This window comes from Caulobacter flavus (assembly GCF_003722335.1).
In the GTDB taxonomy this organism is placed as follows: domain Bacteria; phylum Pseudomonadota; class Alphaproteobacteria; order Caulobacterales; family Caulobacteraceae; genus Caulobacter; species Caulobacter flavus.
The window spans coordinates 2402311-2420440 of sequence record NZ_CP026100.1 but is presented as its reverse complement, the minus strand read 5'-3'; the positions used below and the strand labels follow the sequence as shown (position 1 = coordinate 2420440).

15 protein-coding genes are annotated in these 18130 nt (G+C 67.3%); 10 read left to right on the top strand and 5 right to left on the bottom strand.

Translation table 11 applies throughout. The annotated features are described in order from the left end of the window. Window positions 1-84: 84 nt before the first annotated feature. The 4 genes from C1707_RS11190 to C1707_RS11175 form a co-directional block, all read right to left on the bottom strand. A complete protein-coding gene (locus tag C1707_RS11190) occupies window positions 85-1923 on the bottom strand; it encodes a DUF885 domain-containing protein (RefSeq protein WP_101711467.1) in 1839 nt (612 codons plus the stop codon). 197 nt (window positions 1924-2120) lie between these two features. Then, on the bottom strand, window positions 2121-3086 hold the full coding sequence (locus C1707_RS11185) for an HAAS signaling domain-containing protein (RefSeq protein ID WP_101711468.1): 966 nt from the start codon (window positions 3084-3086) through the stop codon (window positions 2121-2123). A gap of 12 nt (window positions 3087-3098) precedes the next feature. Further along, window positions 3099-3428, bottom strand: a complete 330-nt coding sequence (locus C1707_RS11180) for a PadR family transcriptional regulator (RefSeq protein ID WP_101711469.1) — start codon at window positions 3426-3428, stop codon at window positions 3099-3101. Between the two features lie 142 nt (window positions 3429-3570). Then, window positions 3571-4311, bottom strand: a complete 741-nt coding sequence (locus tag C1707_RS11175) for an SDR family oxidoreductase (protein ID WP_101711470.1) — start codon at window positions 4309-4311, stop codon at window positions 3571-3573. Between the two features lie 138 nt (window positions 4312-4449). Between C1707_RS11175 and C1707_RS11170 the strand changes: the two genes are divergently transcribed. From C1707_RS11170 to C1707_RS11130, 10 genes are all read left to right on the top strand, one after another. Then, complete coding sequence (locus C1707_RS11170) at window positions 4450-5319, top strand: LysR family transcriptional regulator (protein WP_240633912.1); 870 nt, start codon at window positions 4450-4452, stop codon at window positions 5317-5319. A gap of 537 nt (window positions 5320-5856) precedes the next feature. After that, complete coding sequence (locus tag C1707_RS11165) at window positions 5857-6270, top strand: DUF1810 domain-containing protein (RefSeq protein WP_101711472.1); 414 nt, start codon at window positions 5857-5859, stop codon at window positions 6268-6270. A 77-nt stretch (window positions 6271-6347) separates the two neighbouring features. Next, window positions 6348-7274 (top strand): hypothetical protein, encoded by a 927-nt coding sequence (locus C1707_RS11160; protein ID WP_101711473.1) that lies wholly within the window; start codon window positions 6348-6350, stop codon window positions 7272-7274. A gap of 64 nt (window positions 7275-7338) precedes the next feature. Next, on the top strand, window positions 7339-8892 hold the full coding sequence (locus C1707_RS11155; RefSeq protein ID WP_101711474.1) for a hypothetical protein: 1554 nt from the start codon (window positions 7339-7341) through the stop codon (window positions 8890-8892). Between the two features lie 21 nt (window positions 8893-8913). Continuing rightward, window positions 8914-10455 (top strand): hypothetical protein, encoded by a 1542-nt coding sequence (locus C1707_RS11150; protein WP_101711475.1) that lies wholly within the window; start codon window positions 8914-8916, stop codon window positions 10453-10455. Between the two features lie 104 nt (window positions 10456-10559). After that, the gene (gene uvrB / locus C1707_RS11145) at window positions 10560-12824 is read left to right on the top strand and encodes an excinuclease ABC subunit UvrB (RefSeq protein ID WP_101711476.1); all 2265 of its coding nucleotides are present in this window, start codon (window positions 10560-10562) and stop codon (window positions 12822-12824) included. A gap of 96 nt (window positions 12825-12920) precedes the next feature. Further along, complete coding sequence (locus C1707_RS11140) at window positions 12921-14285, top strand: AAA family ATPase (protein WP_101711516.1); 1365 nt, start codon at window positions 12921-12923, stop codon at window positions 14283-14285. Next, window positions 14260-14808 carry a hypothetical protein gene (locus C1707_RS26105; protein WP_145998295.1) on the top strand — a complete coding sequence of 183 codons (549 nt, stop codon included), beginning with the start codon at window positions 14260-14262 and terminating at the stop codon, window positions 14806-14808. Before C1707_RS11140 ends, C1707_RS26105 begins: the two co-directional genes overlap by 26 nt. Window positions 14809-15471: 663 nt before the next feature. Next, complete coding sequence (locus C1707_RS11135; RefSeq protein WP_101711477.1) at window positions 15472-15708, top strand: hypothetical protein; 237 nt, start codon at window positions 15472-15474, stop codon at window positions 15706-15708. Window positions 15709-15786: 78 nt separating this feature from the next. Next, a complete protein-coding gene (locus C1707_RS11130) occupies window positions 15787-16680 on the top strand; it encodes a pirin family protein (RefSeq protein WP_101711478.1) in 894 nt (297 codons plus the stop codon). Window positions 16681-16802: 122 nt separating this feature from the next. Here the strand turns inward: C1707_RS11130 and C1707_RS11125 are convergent, their stop codons facing one another. Beyond that, window positions 16803-18020, bottom strand: coding sequence for a serine hydrolase domain-containing protein (locus C1707_RS11125; RefSeq protein WP_101711479.1), 1218 nt, complete (start codon window positions 18018-18020; stop codon window positions 16803-16805). Between the last annotated feature and the right edge of the window lie 110 nt (window positions 18021-18130).

Genomic DNA, 18130 nt, shown 5'->3' with positions numbered 1-18130 from the left:
CGCACCAACGCTCCGCCCAAAGAAAAAGGGAGCGCCCTTTCGGCCGCTCCCCTTCCCGTCTTTGCTCGAAGATCAGGCCGAGGCCTACTTCCCGGCCTTGGTGGCGGCGATGTAGTCGTCGACCACGCGGTCCAGCACGGTCAGCGGGGTCATGCCCGACAGCAGGCCCGCGTCGTGGAACTTCTTGATGTCGAACTTCTTGCCCAGGGCCTTCTTGGCGCGCTCGCGGGCGCGCAGCCAGGTGATCTTGCCCAGCATGTACGAGCAGGCCTGGCCCGGCCACACGACGTAGCGTTCGATCTCGGTGATCGTGCCGCTTTCCTCGTCGCCCATGGTCTCGGCCATGTACTTGACGGCCTGTTCGCGGGTCCACTTCTTGTAGTGCATGCCGCTGTCGACCACGAGGCGGACGGCGCGGAACAGGGCGTCGTGCAGCATGCCGATGTGGCCGCGCGGGTCGCCCTTGTAGATGCCCATCTCGACGGCCAGCTCTTCGGAGTACAGCGCCCAGCCCTCGGCGTAGCCCGAGAAGCCGATGACCTTGCGGATCAGCGGCAGGCCCTGGGCTTCGTTCGACAGCGACAGCTGCAGGTGGTGGCCCGGGACGCCCTCGTGCACCGTCAGGGTGGTCAGGGTGTACTTGGCCTGCTCGGCCGTGTCGCGCAGGTTGATCCAGTAGATCCCCGGGCGCTTGCCGTCCAGCGAGGGCGAGTTGTAGTAGCCGCCCGGCGCGCCGGCCTCGATGGCCTTGGGCACGCGGCGGATTTCCAGCGGGGCCTTGGGCAGCTGGCCGAAATAGGCCGGCAGCTGCTTCTCGATCCACTTGGCCTTGGTGTTGAGGTCGGCGATCAGCTGTTCCTTGGCCGGGTCGGTGTTCTCGTAGATGTCCTTGCCCAGCTCGGCCATGCGCTCGCCGACCGTGCCCTTGGTCATGCCGATCGACTTGAACAGCTTGTCGGCCTCGGCTGAGATCGACTTCACCAGGTCGAGACCCAGCTGGTGGATCTCCTCGGGACCCATGGTCGAGGTCGTGTAGTTCTCCAGCGACACGCGATAGTACTCGCCGCCGTCCTTCAGGCGCCACACGCCGGCGTCGTGGTTGGCCTTCGGGCGCACGCTTTCCAGCAGCGCGATCTGGCGCTTCAGGGCCGGCAGCACCGAGTTCTCGTAGACCTTGCTGGCTTCGGCGGCCCAGTCGCCGGCGATGTTCTTTTCCTTGGTCCGGCGGGCGATCGACTTGACCAGGGTGGTGTCAGCCGTCGGGGTGTCGGCGAAGGCCTTCATCTGGACGAGGGCCTTGTCGATGACGAAGTCGGGCGGGATCACGCCGTCGGCGTAGTCGCGCTTGGCGATCAGGGTCTCCTGATCCATCAGTCGGGCGAAGCCTTCCATGCGCTGCAGGTAGGCGTCGGCGTCGGCCTTGGTCTCGATGCTGTGCTGCGTGTCGAGGAAGTCGGGCATCGACTGGTAGGAGCCCGTCAGCTGGCTCAGCACGTAGGGCGCGCCCGAGCCGCCGCCGGCGTAGGTGAACTTGCGGTTGCCCTCGTCCTGCACCGCCAGGGTGAACTCGACGGTGTCGTAGTTGACGGCGTCCATGCCGGTCAGCTGCTTGCGGTCGATGGCGCGCAGCTCGGCCAGCTGGGCGGTGGTCTGGGCGGCGCTGGCGGCGATCGCCTCGAACGAACGGTCCGAAAGCAGGCCCTTGGTCCAGGCCAGGTCGTCCTTGTCGAGGCCCAGGCTCGTGGTCAGCTCCGGCGCCTGGCGCATCAGCTTGGCCATGGCGGCGTCGAAGAACGCGTTCATCTTGGCGGCTTCGCCAGAGGCGGAGGCGGCGGCCGGCTGGGCGAAGCCCAGCGACGGGGCGGCGGCGGCGGCCAGGCCGGCGGCCACGGTCGACAGCAGGAGTTCGCGGCGATTTTGCAAGAGAAAGTCCCCTTCCCTCGAGCCCTCCCCCTCCGGTCGGGCCCTGACGTGAATTCCGGCGCGTTGGTCCGCGCCGGAAAGGCTGGGGCGAAGGCGTAAATGCCCCTGGCGGGCGGGGCAACTGGGGACGGATTAATTCCGTGTCATTCGACCGTGGAAAAATCCGCCCCGCTGTTGTCGCCCCCGACGGGCGCCCCTCAGCGGGCGCCCTTGTACAGGCGCCAGGCGGCCGCGCCGATGTAGCAGGCGAAGGTGATCCCCGAGACCAGCATCGCCACGTGGACGCCCATGTCGAGCACCTGCTGCAGCCTGGCGGCTTCGGGCAGACCGGCGGGCTGAACGGTGAACAGCGGGACCGCCTTCCACAGCACGGTGGTCAGGGCCATGCCCGCCACGCCCAGGACCAGTTCGAAGGCGGCCCGCAGCCGCACCCGGCCGGTCTGCAGCAGGGCGACCAGCGCCCCGACCAGCTGCACCGCCGCGATCGCCAGGATCGGCCAGTACAGCGCAGCCCAGATCGCCGACGGTTCGAGCGACAGGCCGTGCTTGACGTTCATCGAGCTGGCGATGTCGACCTTCCACAGCCCCGTCCACCACAGGATGAACAGCGAGGTCACGACCACCTCGGCCACGGCGTTGAAGCGGGTCTCGAACACCCCCTTCTTCTTGGTCGGCACGGGCAGCTCGCTGACCTTCCATTCGGTCAGCCCCGTCAGCGGCACCCAGCCGCGCTCGATCCCCGCCGCCACCAGGGTGACCAGGCCCGCCAGCATCAGGGCCGAGCTCGGGAAGTGGTCGAAGGCGGCGTTGGCGATCAGGCGGGCCGGGTTGGCCTGGCCCAGCACGATGGCCGCCAGGGCCGGGACGATCGAGATCGCCGCGGCGACCGCCAGGGCGATCTTCAGCGCGAACACGTAGAACGGATAGACGGTCGGGCCGATCAGGCTCTGCTGGGGGCCGTAGCGGCCGGCCACGGCCAGCGGATGGCCGAAGTCCTTGAGCACGGCCTCGCGCTCCTTGTCGGTCAGGGGGCGGCCCAGGGCCTCTTCCTTCTCCTCGATGCGGTTGAGCAGCAGGTCGCGCAGTTCGGCGACGATGTCCTCGCGCTGGGCCTTGGGCAAAAGGGCGGCGACGGCGGCGAGATAGCGGTCGAGCAGGTCCATGATCCAGTCCCCTCAGATCAGATTTTGCAGGGTGTCGTTGATGGCGCGCCACTCGGCGGCCAGGCGTTCGAGGACGGTCTCGCCCTCGGTGGAGAGGCGGTAGAAGCGCTTCTTGCGCTTCTCCTCCTCGCGCCATTCGGAGGTCAGCAGGCCCTGGCCCTCGAGCCGGCGCAGCATCGGGTAGAGCGCGCCTTCGTCGATCTCCAGCCCGACTTCCGCCAGGGCCTGGCGCAGGCTGTAGCCGTAGCGCTCGACCTTCAGCTGGGCGAGCACCGCCAGGATCAGCGTCCCGCGACGCAGCTCCTGGCGGAGGGATTCGAAGATGTCCGTGTCTGTCGGCATTGGCGTGCCCGGTTTGGTGTGCGTCACATGGTGTGCAGCACATAGTGTGCGATACACACTGTGTGTCACACAGTAAGCGCACGGGTCAACCGCCGTTCTCTGAATTGTTGGTAATGCGCGGAGGGACGCGGCCGGTCGCGGATCAGATGATCCCGCCGTTGGCGCGCAGGGTCTGGCCGTTGACCCACGCCCCGTCGGGGCCGGCCAGGAACGAGACGACGGCGGCGACGTCCTCCGGCGTCCCCAGCCGCTCCAGCGGCGCGGCCTTGCCCAGGCGCTCGACCAGCTCGGCCGGCTTGCCGTCCAGGAACAGCGGCGTGGCCGTGGGGCCGGGCGCGACGGCGTTGACGGTGATGTCGCGCCCGCGCAGTTCCCTGGCCAGGACCATGGTCAGGGCCTCGACGCCGGCCTTGGCGGCCGCATAGGGGCCGTAGGTGGGCTGCAGCAGGCCCACGACGCTGGACGAGACGTTGACGATGCGGCCGCCCGGCCCCATCCGCCGCGCCGCCTCGCGCAGGGTGTTGAAGGTCCCCTTCAGGTTCACCGCCACCATCCTGTCGAACAGCGCGTCGTCGGCGTCGGCGATCGTCGCCAGTTCCATGACGCCGGCGTTGTTGACCAGTACGTCCACGCCGCCGAAGGCCGCCTGCGCCATGTCGAACATCCGGGCCACGGCCGCCGGGTCGGCGATGTCGGCCCGGGCCGTCACGGCCCGGCCGCCGGCCGCCTCGATCCGCGCCGCCACGCCTTCGGCCGCCGCCGTGCGGCCCGCATAGTTGACGATCAGGGCGAAGCCGTCGGCCGCCAGCCGCAGGGCGGTCGCCTCGCCGATGCCGCCCGAGGCGCCGGTCACCAGCGCCGTCCTGCCGTTGTTCTGGTTCATCTCTTGGTCCTCCGGTCGACAACCGCGTCGACGAACGGACCATGCGCCTTCGCGCCGATTGAATAATTCAGCCGATCAGGCCATCACTGTTCGTATAATCGAATAATAAGGGCGTTCGCCGTGGATCGCTTCGAGGCCATGCGTCTCTTTACCCGCGTCGTCGAACGCCGCAGCTTCACCCAGGCCGCCGCCGATCTGGCCCTGCCCCGCTCCACCGCCACCGAGGCCGTCCAGCAGCTGGAGGCCCGCCTGGGCGTGCGGCTCCTGCAGCGCACCACCCGCAGTGTCGCCCCCACCCTGGACGGCGAGGCCTATTACCGTCGCTGCCTCAAGCTGCTCGACGAACTCGACGAGACCGAGAACGCCTTCCGCCGCGCCAGCCCGCGCGGCGAACTGCGGGTCGACGTCCAAGGCGCCCTGGCCCGCCGCTTCCTGCTGCCCGGCCTGCCCGCCTTCCTGGCGACCTATCCCGAACTGCGCCTGCGGATGACCGAAGGCGACCGGCTGGTCGACCTGGTGGCCGAGGGCGTCGACTGCGTGCTGCGCCTGGGAACGCCCTCGGAAAACAACATGGCCGCCCGCCGCGTCGCCTTGCTGCCCGAGGTCACATGCGCCGCCCCGGCCTATGTCGAGCGCCGCGGCGCTCCCGCCTCCCCCGCCGACCTGGCCCGCCACCGCATGGTCGGCTTTGCCCGCCCCGACGGCGGCTGGCATCCGCTGGAGGTCACCGAAGGCGACGCCGTCCGCCAGGTCCAGGTCCCCGCCGACGTCGTGGTCTCCAGCGCCGAAAGCTCCCTGGCCATGGGCCTGCTCGGCCTTGGCCTGATCCAGGTCCCCCGCTACCGCGCCGACGAACACCTGGCCTCGGGCGCCCTGGTCGAGGTGCTCGCCACCCATCCCCCGACCCCGACCCCCGTCCACCTCCTCTGGCCCCGCGACCGCCAGCTGTCGGCGCGGACCCGGGTATTCATCGACTGGGCGGCGGAGAGGCTGAAGGCGGCGGGGTGAGCGGGGCGCTGGGGACATTCGCAGCATCTGCAGCCTTAGAAGCTATTCACTTCCCGCAGAGCCTGAATACCAGCATGACAGACCCATGGGCGATTGCCCCCCTGGGCTCCTACCTTGCCATCGAATTCATAGCCTCATGGAGCGACCGACCGAAAGAAAAGGCCGCAATCAGCTCTGAGATACATAGCTTGGCTGTCACAATGCTGCGTTGTTGGCTAAGCTCCCGGCCGCAACCACCGACTGAGGCACGAATGGCGCAGGAATACGGGCGAGACATGCGCGCGTCGGCATGGCGTTGGCGATCGATTTTGACAGCAGCCTGAATGAGTTTGTTGATAGCCTGGGACGGTCACTCGGGCCGGAGACCGTCGACGGCGCCGTCGTGATCCGCGATGCGACTGGATACTTGTCTGCTGTGCTCTCAAGGGAAGTGGAAGACGAACGCCTTGCAGTAGCAGAGCGTGAGGCCCGTAAATCGCTTGGTAGATAGCCCTGCCCAGTGGCGGGACCTTCCCTGCCCGCCACGGTGCTCACTCCATGCCCCACGACCTCGCCCGCTTCCTAGCCGCCCAGGCCAGCGCCTACCCCGCCGCGCTCGCCGAGCTGCGCGGCGGGCGCAAGCGGACGCACTGGATGTGGTTCGTCTTCCCGCAGGTCGGGGGCCTGGGGCGTAGTCCGACGGCCCAGTTTTACGCGATCGCGGGACTGGACGAGGCTCGGGCCTATCTGGCTCATCCGGTGCTGGGGCCCCGCTTGCTGGACTGCGTCGAGGCGCTCCTGGCCCTGCCCGGCGGCGACCCCCACGCCGTGTTCGGGTCGCCAGACGACGCCAAGCTGCGCTCCAGCCTCACCCTGTTTTCCGCCGCCGCGCCGGACGAGCCGCGCTTCCGGGCCGCGCTGGCCAAGTACTTCGATGGGCGGGACGATCCGCTGACGCTGGAGCGGCTGTGACATTGAACACACCGGCGCTTAAGGGAATCCCTGAAAATGTGACCGTCGGTTGTCGCGTCCGAGGGGGGTTTCGCGCCATGTCCAAGTCCGTCCATTCCCGCCTCGCGGCCGCCGGCGCGATCGCCGCCATGCTCGCCGCCGTGCTGGCGCCCCAGGCCCAGGCTTTCGGCACGGTGCGCAAGGCGGGCCAGAACGCCGAGCACGAGCGGATCACCCGCCGGGCCCTGGAGCCGGCCGGCTTCGAGCGGCTGACCCTCAACCAGCTGGCCGGCACGAGCCTGATGGTCGGGGCCGGCACGTTCGGCGCGGTCGGCGCGCCCGACCGTCCGTTCCGAGGCCTGATCAGCGTCACCGAGGCCCACTGCGACGACGGCGACTGGTTCGACCAGCGCGACTACGCCCAGAGCCGCGAAAAGGCCAATGACGCCCTGCGCGCCTGCCGGGCCCTGATGTACCGCAACCTCGACGAGGCCCTGCGCCGCGCCGGCGACCTGGTCGCCCCCGACCTGTCGCTGGGCGCGACTTCGATCGACTCCGGCTGCAAGTTCGACGAGAGCGACAAGGACACGGCCAAGTGCCGGGTGCTGGAGTATTTCGGCCTGGCCCTGCACGCCGCCCAGGACTTCTACTCGCACACCAACTGGGTCGACGCGCCGCGGGCCAACCCGACGGTCAAGGATCCCCAGGGCCTGAACCACGACGCCCCGGCCGAATGGCTGGGCCCCGCCCTGCCGGCAGAGGTTCCCGCCGGCCTGGTCAGCGGTTGCTACGGCTTCCCCGAATGGGCCAGCTGCGGCGGCCGCATCAAGCACGACTACCTCAACAAGGACACCGTCCACACCGGCCGCGGCGGCTACGACAAGGCCATGGCGGTCGCCGCCGCCGACACCCGCGCCAAGTGGGACCAGTTCTCCGAGCGCGTGCTCGAACGCTACGGCCAGGCGCGCGGCGGCAAGATCCTCTGCGTGATCAAGGCAGACGACCCGCGCCGGGCGTGTGCTTGATCGCAGCGACGTTGCGGCGCGGCCGGACGCGTGGTCTTAGTCGCGGAGTGACCTGGGGGCCCGCATGATCCTGAACCTGCAGCGCGCCGCCGTGGCGGCGGCCCTCTCGCTGGCGGCCATGCCCCTGGCGGCCTCTTCGGCGCTGGCCGCCCCGACCAAGGCCTCGCCCGACCTGGCGCGCGACGCCGACGCCGTGATCGCCCGCATGCTCGACCTGTCGAAGGCCGAGACGGCGCAGGCGGGCCAGCAGTGCCCGCCGGCCCTGGCCGACCAGGTCGACGCCCTGGCCGCCCGCCGCGGCTTCGACGCGCTGGACGCCTTCCGCCGCGACGCGGTGCTCTACGCCGTCGTCGTCTGCCGGCCGTTCGACGATCCGCGCGCCGTGGCCGCCGCCCGCCGCCTCGACCGCGACGACGTCCCCCCGCCCATCCTGGCCTCGGCCAACATGGTGCTGCTGGCCGAAGCGGCCATGCGCAACGACGGCAAGGGCGAGTTGAAGGCTCTGGAGCGCGCCCTGGACGCCGACGCCTCGCAGGTCACCGCCCTGCCGCCCGAGATGTACGGCCAGCTGGTCGAGGACCTGAAGAACGACCCGGCCGCCCGGGCCCGCGCGCTGGACCGGCTGCGCGGCCTCGACTGGCCCACCGAGGACGGCCACGACCAGGTCGACAACGACTGGGCCCTGGTCCGCGCCGAACTGGCCGCCGACGACGGCGACATGACCAGGGCCGGCGCCGTGCTCGATCGCGCCAGCAGCCCGCACGTGCTGCTGGCCGTGGCCCAGGATCGCCGCTTCGCCGCCCTCTGGCCGCAGCTGGAGGCCGCGGGCCGCTTCGACTGGAAGAAGGTGCTGGAAGCCGCCCTGGCCAAGGCCGAGGACCAGTCCCGGCGAGAGCCCGCCAATCTCAAGCGCATCGCCCATCGCGTCGACCACCTGCGGGCGCTGGGCCGGCGCGAGGAGGCGATCGCCCTGGGCGGCGGTTACGTCACGCGCCTGCAGGCCGGCGAGGCCTTCGACGACGCCGAGCTCTCGGGCCCGATGCTGGTCGCCATCCAGGCCGCCGCGCTCAGCGAACTGGGCCGCTTCGACGAGGCCGACGCCGTGCTGGCCAAGCCCGTGGCCCAGGACAGGCTGACCCAGAACACCGCCCGCGCCGCCCTGCTGCTGGGCCTGGACCGTCCGGCCGAGGTGCTGAAGACGGTCGACGCCGCCGACGCCTCGATCGCCTCGCCGTTCGGCCTGATGTGGCTGGACGAGCTGCGGGCCTGCGCCCATCACCGCCTGGGCGACGAGGCCGCCGCCCGCAAGGCGCTGGACAAGCTGCGCAAGGGCTGGCGCGACAACCCCTACGCCCTGTCGGGCGCCCTGCTGTGCCTGGGCCGCGACGACGAGGCGGCGGAGCTGATGATCCGCCGCCTGCGCGACCCGGCCCTGCGCGGCGACGCGCTGAAGGCCTTCCGCGACGGTCCGCCGCCGCCGGTCGTCACCCCGCGCGACGCCGAGCTCGACGCCCGCCGCCGCGCCCTGGTCGCTCGGCCCGAGGTCGTGGCGGTGATGCAGGAGTATGGCCGCGCCCTGACGCTTCCGCTCGGCGGCGACTACGCGGGCGGCTACTAGGGCTGGATCGGAACTCAAGTCATGTCGTACCGCTTCACGCTCCGCGCGGCGCTGCTCGCCGCCGCCGGCCTGTCCTCGATCGTCGCGACCGGCCCCGCCCTCGCCCGGGCCGCCGCGCCGGCGGCGCTAAGCGAGCAGGCTCGCGGCCTGGTCGAGACCATCGCCGGCCAGGGCGCCCGCGCCTGCGAGGCCGCGACGCTCGACCGCGTGACCGCCGTGACCGACGCCGCCGGCTTCGACCAGCTGGACGTCGCCACGCGCGAGACCCTGCTCCGGCTCCGCGTGACCTGCGCCCAGCGCGTCGACGACCATCCGGCCGCCGCGATCGTCGCCCGCCGCCTGACCGTCCCCGGCTTCTCGCCCGAAACCCGCGGCGACGCGGCCTTCACGGTCGCCCTCGCCGCCGCCTCCAGGATGGACGTCGGCGCGTTCGCCGAGAACATGCGGATCGTGCTGGAGACCACGCCCGAGAAGGGAGTTCTCTTCCCGCCGCAGGTGTTCAACTGGGTCCTTAGCGATCCGAACCAGCCCCCAGCCAGCCGATCCGCGTTCGTCACCGCCCTGCGCCGCGCGCCCTGGACCACCGAGGACGCCCGCCAGCTGGTCGACAACGACTGGGCCCTGCGCGAGGCGGCCTTCGCCGCCGACGCCGGCGACATGACCCTGGCCTCGGCCACCCTGTCGCGCGCCTCGGATCCGGGCGTGCTGATGGCGGTCTACCAGGACCGCCGCTTCGAGCGGCTGTGGCCGGAGATGGTGGCCGCCGGCCGCTTCGACTGGCGCGCCCGCGAGACCGAACGGCTGGCGGGGATCGACGCGCGCATCGCCCGCGAGCCCCGTCGCCTGGAGCTGGTGGTCGAGCGCATCCGGGCCCTGCGCCACCTTGAGCGCTACGAGGAGGCCCGCGCCGTCGGGGTCGACTACATCGCGCGCGCCGAGCGCATGGGCGCCTTCGACGACCAGGAAGAGCAGAAGGCCTGGCTGCTCTACATCCACGCCAGCGTGCTCGGCGACCTGGGCGAGACCGCCGCTGCCGACGCGGCCCTGGCCGCCGGCGCCGGGGGGCCCGACAAGATCAGCCAGCACGTCAACCGCGCCGCCGACCTGCTGCTCCACGACCGTCCGGCCGAGGCCATGGCGGCGCTCGACAAGATCCCGGCCGACTACGGCACGCCGTACGGCCGCATGGCGACGGCCAGCAACCGGCTGTGCGCCCTGGCCCTGCTCGGCCGGAGCGACGAGGGCGAGGCGCCGCTGGCCAGGCTGCGGACCAACTGGCGCGACGAGCCCGGCGCCGCGATCTCGGGCCTGGCCTGCCTGGGGCGCGACGACGAGGCCGCCGCCATGCTGATCCGCTGGCTGCAGGACCCGGCCCTGCGCGGCGCGGCGCTGACCTGGTTCCGCACCGGCAGCCCGTCGGCGGGCGCCAAGGCGACCGCGGCCGGCGCCCCCGCCCTCATGCGCCGGTCGGCCGCGCTGAAGGCGCGCCCCGACGTCCAGGCCGCCCTGGCCAAGGTCGGACGCCCCCTCGCCCACGGCCTGGGCGGCGAGTACGGAACCTGAGGCGGCCCCCTCCCCGCCCCTGGCGCCAACCTGCCGCCACCTGCTGACACCGGCTGTCAGCAGCCCCCCTGGCCTTCGCGGCCCGGGGCGCCTAGATTTGGCCCATGCCCAGCAGCCAGAACCCCGGCGTTTCCGACGCCTCGACGCCCTTCGTCCTCGACGCGCAGCTAGACGGCGCCCTGGAAGGCATGCCGATGCTGTGGACGCCCCACCGTCCGGCCCGGCCCGAGAAGTCGGAAGGCGGCAAGACCTTCAAGCTGGTCTCGTCCTACGAGCCGGCCGGCGACCAGCCGACGGCCATCAAGGAGCTGGTCGAGGGCGTCGAGAACGGCGACCAGGACCAGGTGCTGCTCGGCGTCACCGGCTCGGGCAAGACCTTCACCATGGCCAAGGTCATCGAGGCCACCCAGCGCCCGGCGCTGATCCTGGCCCCCAACAAGACCCTGGCCGCCCAGCTCTACAGCGAGATGAAGGCGTTCTTCCCGGAGAACGCGGTCGAGTACTTCGTCAGCTACTACGACTACTACCAGCCGGAGGCCTACGTCCCGCGCACCGACACCTTCATCGAGAAGGACAGCTCGATCAACGAGCAGATCGACCGCATGCGCCACTCGGCCACGCGGGCGATCCTGGAGCGCGACGACGTCATCGTCGTGGCCTCGGTGTCGTGCATCTACGGCATCGGCTCGGTCGAGACCTACACGGCCATGACCTTCACCCTGACCGTCGGCGACCGGGTCGACGAGAAGCAGCTGATGGCCGACCTGGTGGCCCAGCAGTACAAGCGCAACGACCAGGCCTTCGAGCGCGGCACGTTCCGCCGCCGCGGCGACACCATCGAGATCTTCCCCGCCCACTACGAGGACCGCGCCTGGCGCGTCTCGATGTTCGGCGACGAGGTCGAGGCGATCGCCGAGTTCGACCCGCTGACCGGCAAGAAGACCGCCGACATGGAGACCATCAAGGTCTACGCCAACAGCCACCACGTCACCCCGCGCCCCACCCTGCGCCAGGCGATCATCGAGATCCGCAAGGAGCTGAAGGAACGCCTGGCGTGGCTGAACGCCAACGGCAAGCTGCTGGAGGCCCAGCGCCTGGAGCAGCGCACCACCTTCGACCTGGAGATGATCGAGACCACCGGCTCCTGCGCCGGCATCGAGAACTACAGCCGCTATCTCTCGGGCCGCCGGCCGGGCGAGCCGCCGCCGACCTTCTTCGAATACATCCCCGACAACGCCCTGCTGTTCACCGACGAGAGCCACCAGACGGTTCCGCAGATCGGCGCCATGTACAAGGGCGACCGCAACCGCAAATGGACCCTGGCCGAATACGGCTTCCGCCTGCCCTCGGCCCTGGACAACCGCCCCCTCAAGTTCGAGGAGTGGGACGCCATGCGGCCCCAGTCGGTGCACGTCTCGGCCACCCCCGCCGCGTGGGAGCTGGAGCGCGCCGGCGGCGTCTTCGCCGAGCAGGTCATCCGCCCCACCGGCCTGATCGACCCGCCGGTCGAGGTGCGCCCCGTGGCCAAGGACGGCGCCTCCCAGGTCGACGACGTCGTCGACGAGATCCGCCAGACCATCAGCAAGGGCTACCGCACCCTGGTCACCGTCCTGACCAAGAAGATGGCCGAGGACCTGACCGAATACCTCAACGAGCAGGGCATCCGCGTCCGCTACATGCACTCGGACGTCGACACCCTGGAGCGCATCGAGATCATCCGCGACCTGCGCCTGGGCAATTTCGACGTGCTCGTGGGCATCAACCTGCTGCGCGAGGGCCTCGACATTCCCGAGTGCGGCCTGGTGGCCATCCTCGACGCCGACAAGGAAGGCTTCCTGCGCTCGGAGACCTCGCTGGTCCAGACCATCGGCCGCGCCGCCCGCAACGTCGACGGCAAGGTCATCCTCTACGCCGACCGGATCACCGGCAGCATGGAGCGGGCCATGGCCGAGACCGCCCGCCGCCGCGACAAGCAGAACGCCTACAACCTCGAGCACGGCATCACGCCCGAAAGCGTCAAGCGCGACATCAAGGACATCCTCGCCAGCCCCTACGAGCGCGGCGACCGCGTCCTGGTGCCCATGGGCGTCGCCGACGCCTCGGGCGCCGAGAAGCCGTTCAGCGGCGACAACTTCAAGGCCGCCCTGCGCGACCTCGAAGCCAAGATGCGCGAAGCCGCCGCCAACCTCGAGTTCGAGACCGCCGCGAGACTGCGCGACGAGATCAAGCGCATGAAGCTGCTCGACCTGGAGTTTGCGAACGAGGCCCTGACGGGGGCCGGCGAGGCCGTGGACAAGTCAGCGCCCAAGCGGGTGCGGGCGGAACATAGGGCGGAGCAGGCGGAGGCGTTTCGGAAGGGGAAAAGGTAGAGGCGAAGCGCTTAGCCGCGAACGGAAGGACAATCAGCCCCCTTCCCGCAAAGATAGCTGACAGCTAAGGTACAGCTATAAGGGGAGAGTCGGAGCATGCTGCGCACGATTGAGGTTGATGGATTCCGATCACTTCTAGACTTTAAAATTGCTTTGGAAGATGGACTAAATATCCTTGTCGGCTCAAACGGGACCGGAAAATCGAACTTTATAACATTCCTTGATTTCATTGCCGCCTTTATTGAAGGAAATCTAAATTCTGCAATTGGCGTAGCGCACGGATCCGGAGCTGTATTTAGTAAGGAAAAATACGACTCTCAAAGCAATGCAAAACTCTCTTTCATAGTGAGAGGTGATTTAAAAGAAATACGCCCGACGACAAACTGGTTTCCCGACGAAGCCAGGCATAAGGGCCCTCTTGATTATGAATACAAGTGTACGCTCGGATACATAGCCGAAGTACCAGCTATATACGTTGCCGAAGAAACAGTTACGGTAACACTTCACAATTTAAAACCATTTTCCATTCACAGAAAAACAGAACATTACGATGGTGACTTTCACTCGAAAGTAAGCCTTTCAGCAAGAAGCCATGCCATAGCAAAGTCAATGCTTAGATGGCAACGCGGATCAAACAGAGATACTGAGATTGAAAGAATATTGTCTCACATTGTCCGCCCAGACATGTCTTTAATTAATTATATTCGCAGTGATCACGTCGCGTTTATGAGCCTATCACTTGAACTTACTCAATACAGGTCAATCAATATTGACCCCGCCATGGCGCGCCTACCGACCCCAGTTGGCCTTACAAGCGAGCTCGAAAGAAACGGCAAAGGCCTCGCCGGCTCCCTATACCAACTCAAGGAGGGCCAATACTTCTCAAGACGACTTCAAGCACGCAGATCCACGAAAGCAATTCGTGAACATCAAGCAAAAACATATAAATCCATAATAAGTTGGTGCAAAGAGGTAAATCAAAACATAGCTTCCGTTGACGTAAAGCTAGATTTTCAAGCAGCTGAGTTTCGCCCATCAATGACATTTAGCGTTGATGGATCGGAGGCCCTATATCCATTTTCAAGAATAAGCGACGGAACCGTAAAGTGGCTAGCCTTATCCACTATACTTTTTCTTGAAGAAGCAGCTTCAGTTATAGAAGAGCCGGAAAATTTTCTCCATCCATTTATGCAAGAGTCATTTATAAATCTTTGCCGACAAGTGATGAACAATGCAGAGGGCGGAACAAAGGGATTAATAATATCGACGCACAGCCCAACAATTCTTGACTGCTGCACACCTTCCGAGATAATTATAATATCACTTGACGGCGCGAAGACGACATCCAGTCGAGTAGCAAACAGGCAGCAGCTCGCAGATAAAATCGCCAATTCTAGATTTGGCCTTGGATACTACTACAGGAGCGGGGCGCTTTATGCCGAAGATAGCAGCCCTGGTTGAGGGCCACACAGAAGTTCACTTTATAAACGCTACATTTTCAAAACCGCACATACAACGCCCCTTTCCCAACGGCCGTGACGTATCGTTGAGCCTTATTGCTGAATGCATCGCGGAATCCGTAGAATTTATAAGCGGAGAGGTCGATGAAATTATCGTCATTCTGGACAGAGAATGCAGAAAAATCTCTACGGAAGAAATGCGCTCTCAAATTATCGATATGGTCAAAAAACTTGGCTGCAAGCGTGAAATATCTATTGGCATCACTGATAGACATTTTGAGAATTGGATTCTAGCCGATGAGAAAAAGATTCAAGAAAAGTTTTCTTCTATAGAATACGAATATTCTGGAGATGGAACATTCGGAAAAGCTCAATTGGAGAAAATCTCGGGATTTGAAATGAGCCCCACCGACAAAGCATTGCTCCTGAAGGCCTGTTCTGCCACAAGAGGATCTTCCACGTCGCCTAGCCTTAAGCAGTGGATCGATTCAATAAATTGCGACTGGTACTGGAAGCGTAGTTAGCCCCGGTCCCCGTCCGCCGCCACACCAACCCCAACCTAATCAACGCCTTAGAAAATTATCAGCGTTTTTCATCCGACAGCGCCAAACCGGCCGCATACTTCTCCTCGTCCCGTCGCGGGGAGAGGGCGCAAGGATCCGGCCCGAAGCGTGCGGCGGTGATGCGATCGAGCGGGGCCTCCCGGCGTGGCGTCAGTGTGCGCCGGCGAGGCTTGAACGGAGGGCGGGGGACGTAAACCCGCCTATCGGGGGCTTGCCTGTCATGGGTCCCCGCCCGCCCGAGGGTCCGCTCCCAGCACGCACTCCTGGCCGCCAAGAAACGGGGAGCTCTGCGTGGGGAAGGGGTACAGGGCGGAAGAGGCCCGCGCACCCCGGCCTGAGGTCAAACGATCGCGCGGGGCGTCAAGGCTTCGTCGAAACGGTATTAAACAAACACTTCCGGACGTGGTCCGGACGCCCCGCGCCCTCTCCATCCCCTCAGCGGTCTTCCGCGTGAGCGCGAAGCCGCGTGTCTCAAGACCCTCCCCCCGAAGGGGGAGGTGGCCCGGAGGGCCGGAGGGGGAAGCCCCTGCGGGCTCCGCGCCAAACCGACCGCTCAAGCCACATCCCCCTCCGTCGGCTTTGCCGACACCTCCCCCTTCAGGGGGAGGGTCTTTGGAGACACCCATGACGCACAAGCGCCGCCGCCCCCTTCCCAAGCGCCCGCACCGCAAGCGCGGCCTCGCCCCCTCCTCCGGCCCGTCCACCGCCCTGGCCGAGGCCCGGCTGCGGCTCGACGAACGGCTCGAGGCGGCCCGCGCGGCGTTGCGGATCGAACGCCTGCGGGCGTCGGCGACGGACCCGGCGGGACAAGCGCTGCTGGAGGTGGCCGAGATGTGGTCCACGGTCTACGGCGATCGCTAAATTCAACAAGACGCCGCATGTCCGCCGTGGGAGGTTCCGGCTCGCGCTACAAAGCAACAAGCCCGCCGGAGCCTTCCCATGATCGACCTCGTCATCGACGCCCGCCGCCGCGACATCGGCGGTTTCGAGGTCGGGCGGGTGCTGCCCTTCGCCAAGCGGCGCATGGTCGGGCCGTTCGTGTTCCTCGACCACATGGGCCCGGCCAGCTTCGATCCGAACTTCCCGCGCAGCGTCGACGTACGGCCCCACCCGCACATCGGCCTGTCGACCCTGAGCTACCTGTTCGAAGGGGCCATGACCCACCGCGACAGCGTCGGCTCGGAGATCGAGATCGTGCCCGGCGAGGTCAACTGGATGACCGCCGGCTCGGGCATCACCCACTCCGAACGCTTCGAGACCCTGCGCAGCGAGGGCGGGGTGATGAACGGCATGCAGGCCTGGATCGCCCTGCCCAAGGAATTCGAGGAAATGGATCCCGGCTTCAGCCACCACGCCGGCTCGGCCGACCTGCCCTATTACGAGAGCGGCGGCCTGAAGGCACGCCTGATCGCCGGCGAGGCCTTTGGCGCCAAGGCCAGCGTGCCGGCGCATTCGCCGCTGTTCTACGTTCACTGGGAGCTGGCGGCCGGGGCCAAGGCGGCCCTGCCGGCCGAGTATTCCGAGCGCGCGGCCTATGTCTCCAGCGGCCGGGTGGAAGTGGCCGGCCGCGAGCTGGGCGCGGCCCAGATGGCCGTGTTCGCGCCGGGCGAAACCGTCGTCTTCGAGGCCCTGGAGCCGTCGATGGTCATGCTGCTGGGCGGCGAGCCGATCGGCCCGCGCTTCATCGAGTGGAACTTCGTCTCCTCGTCGAAGGACCGCATCGAGCAGGCCAAGGCCGACTGGCGCGCCGGCCGCATGAAGCTGCCCGACCTCGACGACGGGGAGTTCATCCCCCTGCCGGAGGATTACACGCCCCCGGCGTCGCCGCTTTAGGACCCTCCCCTGAAGGGGGAGGTGGCCCGGAGGGCCGGAGGGGGAAGTTTCTTCTGAACTTCCGCATTCACTTCCCCCTCAGTCGCTCCGCGACAGCTCCCCCTTCAGGGGGAGCATCTTGACTAAGCCGCCTCCTCGAACGCCGCGTAGACCAGCGTCCGCAGCTCCCGCCGGATGGGATAGACGCTGGACGGCATCAGCTGGGTCATGAACACCACCGCCAGGTCCTCGACCGGGTCGACCCAGAAGGCCGTCGAGGCCATGCCGCCCCAGAAGGCCTCGCCCGGGCTGCCGATGGTGCGGGTGCGGGCCAGGTCCGTGGTCACCGCGAAGCCGAGGCCGAAGCCGACGCCGTCGTAGACGCTCTCGCTGAACAGCGACTTCGACATCTCGGTCAGCTCTTTGCCGCCCGGCAGGTGATTGAGCATCATCGCCTTCAGCGTCTTGGGGCTGACGATGCGGGCGCCGTCCAGCTGGCCGCCGTTCAGGATCATGCGGCAGAAGCGCATGTAGTCGGCCGCGGTGGAAACGAGGCCCCCGCCGCCCGACTTGAACAGCGGGTCCTTGAGGAACGGGCTCTGGGCCGGGTCGTCCTGCAGCACCACCCGGCCCTTGGGATCGAGGCTGTAGCAGGCGGCGAGACGCTCGGCGTCGGGCGCGAAGAAGCCGGTGTCGGTCATCTTCAGCGGCTCGAAGATCCGGTCTTTCAGGAACTGGTCGAACGGCTGGCCCGAGATAGCCTGCACGAGGTAGCCCAGCACGTCGGTGCAGACCGAGTAGTTCCAGGCCTCGCCCGGGCTGAACTCCAGCGGCAGCTTGGCCAGCTCGGCGACGAAGCCGTCCAGGTCGCGCGGACCCGGCAGGTCGTCCAGATGCAGCTTGCGATAGGCCGCGTCGACATTGCCGCGCTGCTGGAAGCCGTAGGTCAGGCCGGCCGTGTGGCGCAGCAGGTCGATCATCCGCATCGGCTCGGCCAGCGGCTTGGTCTGGAACATGCCCAGCGAGCCGGCGGCGAACACGCCCAGCTCCTTGAAGGCCGGGATGAAGCGATGGACCGGGTCCTCGAGGGCCACCCTGCCCTCCTCGACCAGCATCATGAAGGCGATCGAGGTGATCGGCTTGGTCATCGAGTAGATGCGGTACAGCGTGTCGGCCTTCAGCGGCGTCCCGCGCTCGCGGTCGGCCAGGCCCAGAACGGTCTCGTGGGCCAGCTGGCCGCGACGCCAGACCTGCAGCTGGACCCCGGGCAAGAGGCCCGGCTCGACGTACTTGGCCTGCAGAAAGGCGTCGATGCGCTTCAGTCGGTCCGACGACAGGCCGACGGCTTCGGGCGTGCTCAAAACGGGTGTCCCCCTTACTGGCGCGACCTTCAGTCACGGTCGCCTTATTGTCGCGGATCGAATAGGCGGTACGGGAAACGCAACCTTTACCCCATCCTGCGTTGATCGAT